The 11,310-nt window shown below is 29.8% G+C and carries 9 protein-coding genes; 3 read left to right on the top strand and 6 right to left on the bottom strand.

Features of this window, described 5'->3' with window-relative positions:
• Position 1: 1 nt before the first annotated feature.
• The 6 genes from X274_RS05490 to smc all read right to left on the bottom strand — a co-directional run bounded on the left by X274_RS05490 (position 2) and on the right by smc (position 9,572).
• The gene (locus tag X274_RS05490) at positions 2-673 is read right to left on the bottom strand and encodes an oxamate carbamoyltransferase subunit AllH family protein (protein ID WP_047265815.1); all 672 of its coding nucleotides are present in this window, start codon (positions 671-673) and stop codon (positions 2-4) included.
• A gap of 18 nt (positions 674-691) precedes the next feature.
• Complete coding sequence (locus X274_RS05485; protein ID WP_052913189.1) at positions 692-1,993, bottom strand: uracil-xanthine permease family protein; 1,302 nt, start codon at positions 1,991-1,993, stop codon at positions 692-694.
• Positions 1,994-2,033: 40 nt separating this feature from the next.
• Positions 2,034-4,385, bottom strand: coding sequence for a xanthine dehydrogenase family protein molybdopterin-binding subunit (locus tag X274_RS05480; RefSeq protein WP_047265814.1), 2,352 nt, complete (start codon positions 4,383-4,385; stop codon positions 2,034-2,036).
• Complete coding sequence (locus X274_RS05475; protein WP_047265813.1) at positions 4,385-4,855, bottom strand: (2Fe-2S)-binding protein; 471 nt, start codon at positions 4,853-4,855, stop codon at positions 4,385-4,387. Before X274_RS05475 ends, X274_RS05480 begins: the two co-directional genes overlap by 1 nt.
• Complete coding sequence (locus X274_RS05470) at positions 4,855-5,721, bottom strand: FAD binding domain-containing protein (RefSeq protein WP_047265812.1); 867 nt, start codon at positions 5,719-5,721, stop codon at positions 4,855-4,857. Before X274_RS05470 ends, X274_RS05475 begins: the two co-directional genes overlap by 1 nt.
• A gap of 305 nt (positions 5,722-6,026) precedes the next feature.
• The gene (smc, locus tag X274_RS05465) at positions 6,027-9,572 is read right to left on the bottom strand and encodes a chromosome segregation protein SMC (protein WP_047265811.1); all 3,546 of its coding nucleotides are present in this window, start codon (positions 9,570-9,572) and stop codon (positions 6,027-6,029) included.
• 139 nt (positions 9,573-9,711) lie between these two features.
• On the opposite strand from smc, the gene X274_RS05460 reads away from it, so the two are divergent.
• From X274_RS05460 to X274_RS05450, 3 genes are all read left to right on the top strand, one after another.
• Positions 9,712-10,023, top strand: a complete 312-nt coding sequence (locus X274_RS05460; protein WP_047265810.1) for a DUF1292 domain-containing protein — start codon at positions 9,712-9,714, stop codon at positions 10,021-10,023.
• A gap of 32 nt (positions 10,024-10,055) precedes the next feature.
• Positions 10,056-11,057, top strand: coding sequence for a bifunctional 5,10-methylenetetrahydrofolate dehydrogenase/5,10-methenyltetrahydrofolate cyclohydrolase (locus tag X274_RS05455; protein ID WP_047265809.1), 1,002 nt, complete (start codon positions 10,056-10,058; stop codon positions 11,055-11,057).
• Position 11,058: 1 nt separating this feature from the next.
• Positions 11,059-11,310: hypothetical protein (locus tag X274_RS05450; protein WP_047265808.1), on the top strand; the 252-nt coding region annotated here is incomplete at its 3' end.

Below are 11,310 nucleotides of genomic sequence, written 5' to 3'. Positions count from 1 at the left end.
TTTATCCCTCCAAATCAATGAAAAATGATATACCTAACATCCAACCTAATCCTGAAGTATCCCCCATGTTTAACAATGCAGCCTTATTAATATTTTCTAAATATAATTTAACAGGTTTTGGTGCATAACCATTTGTGGCGTATTTCATTTGAAAATAAGAAAGATTATTTGTTCTTGTTTTTGCTATTTTTAATATAGTTTTATAATCTAACTTTTTGTTGTAAAAATAATTTAATAATAATATTCCAGATAGAATATCGTCAAATAACGGAGTTAATCCTGGTCCAAAACCTATTAAATCAATAAAGGAACTATTTTCTAAAGAATTAATAATCTTATTGTAAATTCTATAATCTAATCTGTTTTTCAGTATATTTTTTACTTTATTGTATGTTTCGTAGAAAATAATTTTATTAATTTTAGGATTATAAATAGAAAAATCCTTCAAAATAAATTTATCATCAAATATCAAATAATTATTTTCAATTTTTAATGTTGAAAATTTCAAAAAATGGGGAGGGGCGACCATCCCCAAAGCCCCAACCCTATTATCATAAGTGGAAATGGTAAAAATGTCATCATCATCAAACAAAAAATAATTTGAATGTTTGGTTTTGAAAAAACTTTTAGCATATCCTTTTTTAGCAAAAGTCGTATTTGATATTTCGACCATTTTAAACCTCACTAAGAATTATTCGTCAGATGCACCGGTTAAAGATAATATACCATTAACAACTATACCAACTACAGCAGCAAGTCCTAACCCTTGTAATGCAAAGTTCCCAGCTTGAAATACAGCTCCACCTAAACCAGTAACTAACATTAATGACATTGTTACTAAATTCTTTCCTTCAACTTTTACTTGATTATTAATTAAAGTTTTTGCACCAATACTTGCAATCATACCAAATAATAATATTTCTATTCCACCCATTACAGGAACAGGGATTGATCTGACAATTGCTCCAACTTTTGGTATCATAGCCATTAATATCGCAAAAAATGCAGCGATTCTCATAATCCATGGGTTAAAAGCTTTTGTGAATGCTAAAACTCCAGTGTTTTCACTATATGTTGTATTTGCAGGGCCACCTAAGAATCCACCCAATGATGTTGCCAATCCATCGCCCATTAATGTTCTATGCATTCCTGGATCTTCATAGAATTTTTTCCCTACAACTGCAGATATTGCAAAAACATCACCAAAGTGTTCTACTGATGGAGCAATAGCTACTGGAACTATTGCAGCAGCAGCATACCATGAAAATTTTGGTAAATAAATTTTCGGGAATCCTACCCATCCAGCTGTTCCGACTTCTGCAAAATGAACATTTCCAGTAATAGCTGCAACAATATAGCCCACGATAATCCCCCAAATAACAGGAATTAACCTACTAAATCCTCTTGTATATAATCTAACTATAATAGCTGTAAATAACGATACTAATGCTATCCACCAATTACCGCTTGCCATATTCACTGCAACAGGGCTCAAGATTAAACCAATTAATATAATCATTGTTCCAGATATTACAGGCGGGAATAACTTTTCAAATCGTCTAATTCCTATGAGCTTTATAAGCCATCCAAAACCAAATTTAACCAAACCAGCTAAAAAGATACCTCCTGTTGCATATGCTAGATATGGTTTCAGATCTACCCCTGCATTTACTGCATCCTGAATATTTCCATATTGCAAACCTGCTTCTTTCATATAGTGCATTGTAACCGCTATTATTGGTGCAATATATGCAAAACTCGAACCTAAAAAGACTGGTACTTTCCATTTAGTAATCCAATGAAATAATAACGTCCCAAGACCAGCGGTAAATAAAGCAACGTTAACAGGAATTCCTGTCAAATAAGGAACCAAAACTGTTGCACCAAACATTGTAAAGGTATGTTGTAATCCAAGTAATATTAATCCCCCAGTTCCCATACCTTTACTTCTATCTTCCTGTGGAACGATATTCAAATATTCGCTTTCGCTCATGTTTCTCCCCTCCTAAAAAAGATTTGGATAGACATATAAATTAATTATTATTTTTTTTATCTAAAGCATTTAAGATTTTATCTGCTGTTAATGGTAATTCATTAACATTTACTCCAAGTGCATCATATATTGCTGAAGCAATTGCTGGCGGAACAGAAATCATAGGATGTTCTCCAACACCTTTTGCCCCAAATGGAGAAGATTCTTCAAATGTTTGAACAAAGTCATATTTTATTTCCTCTGGTATATCTGCTATAGTAGGTATTTTATAATCGGTAAATGATATAGTTAAAGGATATCCTTTATCATTGTATTTAACCCCTTCAAATAATGCGGGACCCATGCCTTGAATCATCCCACCAACAACCTGTCCTCCTGCAGTAATAGGATTAATAATTGTTCCAGCATCAAAAACACCAACTAATTTGAGCATCTTAAGTTCTCCAGTATCTAAATCAATTTCTACTTCAGCAGCTTGAGCACCAAATGTCCATTCAGCAGCTGCATTTCCCTGGCCTGTTTCAAGATCAAGGTTTGTTAACATTTCAGGGACAAAACTTCCTCTTCCTATTACAGGACCTCCAATTGCATGACCATCTGGATAAGTGTACCCCATAACGATATCTTTTAATAAAATATATTTCTCAGGTCTATATTTAACATAAACTCTATCGTCTTCAACTTCAAGATTATGTGGAGCAACACCCAATACTTTGGATGCTGTATCTTTAATTTGATTTAAAGCATCTTCTGCAGCTCTATATAATGCATTTCCAACTGTCCATAATGCTCTTGAAGCAACAGTCTGCCATTCATATGGGTTTACATCTGTATCAACAGGCATTACGAAATGTATTTTGTCTGGCGAGATGTGTAGAGCATCTGCAGCCATTTGAGTAACAGCAGTATTGAAGCCTTGACCAATTTCCTGAATACTTGCTTGTAACGTGACTGTAGCATCCTCATGGAATTTTATTATTACAGCAGAACCGGCATTTGTTGGCATAGCTGGTGCTTTAACTAGTCCAGCGATTCCTTTTCCTCTAACCTTTCTTGGATTCTCAGGTTGTTTTGATTTTTTATCATATTCTATCAATTCTGCAGCTTTTTTAAAACAAGCTTCAATATCACCTGTATCATGATGTATAGTTTGACCCATAGAATTGGTTAACCCTGGTTTTAGAACGTTCTTCAATCTTAATTCAAGTGGATCCATTCCTAACTTTTGAGCGACTTCATCTAAATTTCTTTCTGTTGCCCAGTGCAGCTCACCATGCCCAAAACCTCTAAAAGCACCACCAAGGAAATGGTTGGTGTATACGCCATATGAGTCCGTTTTTAGATTTGGCACATAGTATCCACCAGGCAATGTATATCCTGCAGCTCTAACAACATTAGTTCCATATTCCGCATATGCTCCACCATCGAAAATTAACGTTGCTTCCATTGCAACTATTTTTCCTTCTTTAGTAACTCCTGTTTTTACATGGGCATACATAGCCTGTCTAACAACAGCTGAGATATCTTCTTCTCTTGTATATACTAATTTTATATGTCTTCCTTTTACTTTTTCTGATAATGCAATTACAATACCTTCCATATTTATACCAGCTTTTCCACCAAATCCTCCACCCACATATGGAGCAATAACTCTAACTTTATGTCTTGGGATTTTAAATGCAACAGCAATTAAGTTTCTTAATGTAAATGGAGATTGTGCACTTGACCATACAGTCAATTTTTCGTTATAATCCCAGAAAGAAATTGCTGCATGTGGTTCAAGTGGCGCATGATACATTTGAGGTAGATAATAATCACCTTCAACAATAACATCTGCTTCTTTAAATCCTTTTTCAACGTCTCCTTTTCTTGTTTTATGATGATGAAAAACATTTTTTTCAGGTTCAATATTATAAATCGGTAATCTTTCATACTTTGCAAGGTCTGGATGAATTAAAACCTCACCTTTCATTGATTCTCTAGGATCTTGAACAGTTGGCATTTCTTCGTATTCTACTTCTATTAGTTCAACAGCTCTTCTTGCAATTTCCAATGAATCTGCAGCAACGGCTGCAACAGGTTCTCCAACATACCTTACCCTATCTGGCGTTATAATAGGTCTATCTACTAAATATATACCCTGTCTATATGGAACATCTTTTCCTGTTACTATAGCTCTTACACCAGGAAGGGACTCAGCCTTTGAAGTATCTATGTTTTTAATAATTCCATGGGGTATAGGGCTTCTTTTAACTGCAGCATAAAGCATATTTGGAAAAAACATATCAGTTACATATTTTGCATTTCCGGTAACTTTTTCGAATCCGTCAACTCTGTTCATAGGTTTTCCAACATGTTCAAATTTAATTGGTGGTTTATATTCATATTTCATTATTCTGCACCTCCCATTTTCTGGGCAGCTAATTTAACAGCATCTAAAATAACAGTATACCCTGTACATCTACATAAATTTCCTGCCAATCTTTCTACAATAACTTCTTTTGTAGGATTTGGTATTTTTTCCAGCATAGCTTTTGTGGACATTATAAAGCCTGGAGTACAATAACCGCATTGAAATGCATTTGCTTCTATAAATGCTTCCTGAATTGGATGTAGTTTATTATCCTTTGTCAATCCTTCAACTGTTTCGATAACAGCACCATCAGCCTCAGGAGCCAAAACCAAACATGAATTCACAGGTCTTCCATTATATATAACAGTACATGCTCCACATTCTCCATTTCCACAGCCTTCTTTTGCACCTGTTAAATACAATTTCTCTCTTAGAACATCGAGGAGGGTTTCATTTGGTTTTACTTCCACTTCAATATTTTCATTATTTACAGTAAAAGCAATTTTCATTATAATCCCTCCTTTATCATATTCAATTCTCTTAATAATTTAATTGGTAATATTTTAGCCATTCTTTTTCTATATTCTGCAGTACCTCTTGCGTCTGTAATAGGATTCACACTATCCTGAACAATCTGAGCAAATTCTTCCACGTTTTTCATTGTTAATTCTTTATCTTTTATAAATTCTTCAGCTTCAAAAATTCTTACAGGTGTTGGAGCTACTGAAGCTAAAGCAACTCTAATATCTCTTTTCCCTTTTGGATCAATAATTGTTAGCGCCATTCCTATTGTAGAAAGATCAACAGCTTTAATCCTTGAGACTTTATAATACCTTCCAACACTTTCACCTTCATATGGTATATGTATAGATTTAACTATTTCACCCTTTTCTAACACTGTCTTTCCAGGTCCAGTAAAGAAATCTTTTATCTTAACTTTTCTTTCTCCGTTTAATGAAACTAATGTCAATTCGGCATCATATGTAAGTAAAGCCGGGGCTGTATCTGAGGCTGGAGAAGCATTACAAATATTTCCAACTACAGTTCCTCTATTGCGGGTTTGATATCCTCCGACAACTCTGATTCCCTGATACAATGTTGGATAATACTCTTTAATATAACTGAATTCTTCAATTAATACATTGAGTTTTAGTCCAGCACCAAAAGTTAATCCTGCATCTTTTGAAAAATCTACATGAAATAGTTCATCAATTCCCTTTAAATCAACTACTAATTTTGGTTTAATTCTTCCTGCTCTCATTTTCACAATTAAGTCAGTTCCACCCAGGATAGGATAAGCATCTTCTTTATTTAGTATTTCCAGGGCTTCGTCTAGTGTTTTGGGTTTCACATAGTCATAACTAAACGTTATCATTTCTTTCCCCCCTTTAGAAAAATAAAATAAAAAACTTTTTCAGTTTTTTGTTTTTGTTGTATTTATATTTAGTATTATATACTTATTATCAAAATATTACAAGTAATATATTAGAAAGATATGCTTAAATAATTTTACATATCTACTTATAATGTGAGTTAATCAGTTGTAATAACATATTAAAAAAATTTCTATTACCCATTTCTAAAATAGTGAAATAATCTTTATTTTATATCTATCACACAAAATAAAAAGCCCTTGATTTATTTGAATCAAGGGCTGATAAATAAATTTTATATTAATTTTTATGTGGTTTCTAACTTTTCTATAAATTTAAAATCAACAGGAACAACTTGAGAAACACCATGTCTCATTGTTATTCCATGAAAAATCTCACCTATTTCCATCATCAATTTATTGTGCGTTATTATTATAAATTGCGTTTTTTGAGCATGATTTTTTATCAGCTTTGCAAGTTTCCCTGCATTTATATCATCAAGAGGCGCATCTATTTCATCCAATAAATAAAAAGGACTCGGATTAACATTCATTAGAGCAAATAAAAATGCAGAAGTTATTAAAGCTTTCTCTCCCCCAGAGAATAATTGTAATTTTTGAAAATTTCTACCGGGTTTCTTTACAGATATTTCAACTCCTTTTTCAAATGCTTTACCTTCTCCAACCATTTTTAACACTCCATCTCCGCCAACAAACAATTCTTTTATAAATTGCCCAAATTTTTCATTAACAAGATTGAATGTATTTAAATATTTTTCTTCAGCTTCATTATCTATCTTTTCTATGCCTTCTTTTAGAGATTTTATTGATTGTAAGATATCTTCTTTTTGTTTTCGTCTATCGTCTAATTCACTTTTTACCATTTCATATTCATCTAAAACTCCCAAATCAACACTACCTATATGTTTTAATGCTTTTTTTATGTCTTCTATTCTTCTTTCAAGAGCTAATATTTCCATTTCAGATAATTCTTCATATATAAAATCAGACAATTCTATACCAACATTTTTAGCCTTTTCTATTAAAAAGTCTTTTTCATGTTTTAAATTTTGTATTTCCAAATCCAGATCATGGGATATATTTTTTAATTCATCAATCTTATCCTTTAATTCATTTTTTTTGTGTTCATATTTTTCAAGTTCGCTAAATTTTTCAGTTTTTCCCTCTCTACTCATTTTCAACATTTTAAATGCATTTTCTATTTCGTTATTCATGGATTTTATTTCCTTTTCATACTCCACCAAATCGCTTTTTTTCCTGTTTATCTGTATTTTTAATTCGTTTAATAGATTATTTATCTCTTCTATTGTATTATTTATTGTATTTATCTCATTTTTTATTTTTGTTTTTTCAGAGGAATATTCGGATATTTTTGTTTCTATTGAGTTTTTATATAGATTCAATTCATCTAATTTAGCTATTTTTAACCGCAGTTCCTCATGTGTTGTGTGATTTGTTTTCTCTATTTCAGATATTTTTGTTTCTAAATAACTTATTTTTTCTGTGTTTTCTAAAATCATATTATCAATATCAACTAATTCTTCCTTTATTTCTTCTTGTCGTATTTCATAAGAATCTATTCTATTTATAATCTCATTATATCTTTTTCTAGCAGATTCGTAATTGTTTTTAAATTCTTTATATGAATTCGCTCCATTTAATCTATTATATTTTATTTCATTCAGTTTATCCTCCAGCTTTTTTAATTCTAAGGAATCTTTTTTATATTCATATTCTACTTTTTTTAATTCTTCTTCTTTTGCCTTTATCTCTTCTTCAATTTCTTTTAAATTTTCTTTTAAATCCTGTAATTCTCTTTTTCTTGACAATAATAACGTTGAATTGTTTCCTTTTGATTTACCACCTGTTATCGCTCCTGATGTATTTATTATTTCTCCATCAACAGTGGCTATAGTCAAAGAAATATTTTTATAATTGTTTTTAATGTTTAAAGCGGTATTTAGTACATCGACTACAACGGCATTACCAAATATATATTGTATTGCTTTTTCATAATCTTTTTTATAATTTATTAAATCTATAATATATCCATAAAATCCTGGCTCATTGCTTAATTCTTTATATTTTTTTATCCTTGGATTGATTAAATCAAGAGGAATAAATGTGATCCTCCCAGCTTGTTCCGCTTTTAAATAATTTATATATGTTGATACATATCTTGAATTTTTTACAACTACATTTTGCAATCTATACCCTGCAACCATCATCACTGCTGTTTCAAGTTCTTCAGGAACTTCAATTAAATTTAAAACAACATCTATTAAATTTTCCTCTTTATGAAATGCTTCAAATAATTTTTTTATCGCAAAAGAAAATCCTTCATATTCTGTAATTTGAAATGACAGATTTTGTATTTTTCTCTCTGTTATATCTTTATCATGTTTTAGCTTTTTCAAATAATTATATATATTAGTTAATTTAGTATGTAATTCTTCCACTACTATGTTTTTTTCATATATTTCTTCATTTAATTTTTCCTCTTTTTTTGTTATTGTTTTTAATTCTGTTTCAATCCTTTTTAAATTTTTTTCGAGCTTTTCTATAGTTTTTTCAAGATTATCTTTTTCTACATTTAAAAAATTTAATCTCTCTTCTTTATCAGCCAGTTCATTAATTAATTTATTTTTTTTACTTTCAAGATTTTTTAATTCATTATTTGTCTTTTTTATATTTTCTTTTAACTCTGTCAATTTATTCATTTCTTCTGAAATAGAACTCTCTATTTTTCTTTTTTCTTCTTCTATTGTTTTAATCTCTTTTATATACGTTTCAATCTCACTTTCATATTTCCCAAGCAAATCATTTATTTCTCCATATCTTTTTTTGTTTTTTTGCAAATCTTCTTCAAATCTTTTTCTTTCCCAATCCTTTTCAACAATTTTAGAATTTAAATCATTAATCTCTTTCTCAAGATGTAATTTCATTTCTTCATATGATTTTAATCTCTGTCTGAAATTTTCGATCTTTTCTCCATATATTGATAATTGCTCTTCCTTTTCCTCAATTTCTTTTCTCAACTCTTTATATAATCTCTCCACTTCAAAGCTTTCAGAAAGATACTCTTTTATTTTCAACCTGTTATTTTTTATTTTATCTTCTATATCTTTCATTTTTTTGTCTATAGATAGACTTTTCGCTCCATAGTATTTTGTTCCTATAACCTTTAATTCATTATTATATTCTACATGCTTTTTTGCTCTTGAAGCTCTGTTGGACAACGATCTAACTCTTTTTTCAACTTCATATAAAACATCATTTAGTCTTTCTAAATTTTCTTTTGTTTGATTTAACATTTTCAATGCAATTTCTTTCTTATCCAGATATATTTTTATTCCAGCTGCATCCTCTATTATAGTTCTTAATTGATCTGAAGAAGCTGAAACTAATTCTCTAACCTGATCTTGAGATATAATCGAATAAAAAGATTTTCCCACACCTGATCCACCAATAACATCAAAAATATCTTTTAATCTGGCATTTCTATTATCTATTTTATATTGAGTTTTCCCGTCTATTGTTAGTATTTTACCTATTGTTCTGATTTTTCCCTTTATATCTTTTATTTTTATAAAAACCTCTGCTTTTTTTGATGGTGGATATTTTTCTGATCCTCCAAATATAACATCGTATTTTTCCGAAATCCTTATCTGTTTAGAAGAATGTTCTCCAAGAAGCCATCTTAAAGCATCAACTATGTTGGATTTGCCAGAGCCATTTGGTCCAACTACGCTAACAATATTTGCATTTAGATTTAATATTGTATTTTTTGCAAAACTTTTAAAACCCTTAATACGCATTTCTAATAAATTCAAAACTAAAACCCCCTTATTCTTTTATATTATATCATATTTTAGACACTGGAATTTCATATTTTTATTTTAAAATAATAATAGAATGTTCAGAAAGTATATCTATAAATAATAGAAAATATTAAACTTTGGAGGGATATATATGGATAGATTGGAATTTTTCACAATTACAGGAGAAGATGGCAATGAATATAATTTTATGTTTGTGGAAGAATTAAATATTGAAGGCAAAAAATACTGGATCTGCTATGAAGCTTTTAGAGAAGAAGATAGTGAAGACATTATCCTGGGAGATACTGTAGCTTTTAAGGTTAATGAAAATAATGGCGAGTTGTTTTTAGATGCTGTTGAAGATGATGATGAACTGGAAAAGGTTGAAGAAGAATGGAAAAAAATCATGGACAGCGTTGATATTGATGAAAATGAAGACTTTATTATGCTTGATGATGAGTAATTATTAAAATTTTCAAAAAAGTTTTGGGGGTGATGGATTTCAAAAATAAATTATTCGATATCGCATATTTAATTCGTACTTTTGATGAGCCAATTTTTAAAAAAAATATCGAATTATACAAAAAAAATAATATTATACCTCAGTTAACCTGCATATTGACTTCTGATGATGCTGGAAGTATTTCTTACGCAAAAGGAATTAAGAATATCTGTAAAAAATACAATATAAATTTTGTTCTTGATAATGTTTCGAGCAAATTAGAATTGGAGAAAAAAATTATGTATTATAATAATGACAATAATACTCACGGTATTATTGTCATGTATCCCACTCCCTTTAATATAAAAGATACCTATTTTATGAATTTAGTGTCCATCGAAAAAGATGTTGAGGGATTAAATCACGAATATATGGGGTATCTGGTTCAACATGAATTTTATAGTGACAATGAGAATTTAAGAAAATTGGTTATACCTCCTACTGCGAAAGGAATATTATATGTATTAAAAAGAAATTATTTGGTTTATGAAAATTATTTTAAAATTAACGGAATATACCCAGATAATTTATTTGAAAATCCGTTCAAATTAGAAGGTAAAAAAATTGTAGTTATTAATGATTCTCTTGCTGTTGGAAGGTCTCTTGCTTTGATGATGTTAAATGAAAACGCAAGTGTTAGAGTTTGTCAAAAATATACAGATTATGAGGATATTATGAAATTTGTTTCTATTTCTGATATAATTATTTCTGCTGTTCCTTCAGAAAAATTTATAATACCAACAAAATATATACCAGAAAATTCTATTGTTTTTGATATAGCTTTCGAAGGAAATTTTGAATATCCTGATGTGTTCGATAAAGTTTTTAAAATTTCTCCAAAATGGAATTTAGTAAAAAAAGGAAATAGAATAAATGATATGACATTGCACAGACTAATTTCTAACCTTTTTTATCTTGTGAACAGAAAATTGCCAGAAAATGATTTAAGAGAGTTAAAGAATTTTGAAAAAAATATTCAAAAGGCGGGGATTTAAGTTGAAGAAAAGTATTCTTATTATATTAATTACTGCAATTTCTTTAATAACTTATGGTTTTAATTTTTCGCTACGAATGGACAATAATATGAACAATATAAAATCATTTCAAGGTTTTGCTTTTAAAGTTACACATGATTTTAAAGGTTTTAATTTTTTAGGAGAATTAAATGCTTATAATGATAATAAATATAATTTAAGCGGGTTAGAAAATGCTTTTTATGAAGGATATTATTTCTATATGAAAAATGGT

The organism is Marinitoga sp. 1155 (genome assembly GCF_001021175.1).
Classification (GTDB): Bacteria; Thermotogota; Thermotogae; order Petrotogales; family Petrotogaceae; genus Marinitoga.
This window is presented reverse-complemented; position numbering and strand designations above follow the sequence as displayed.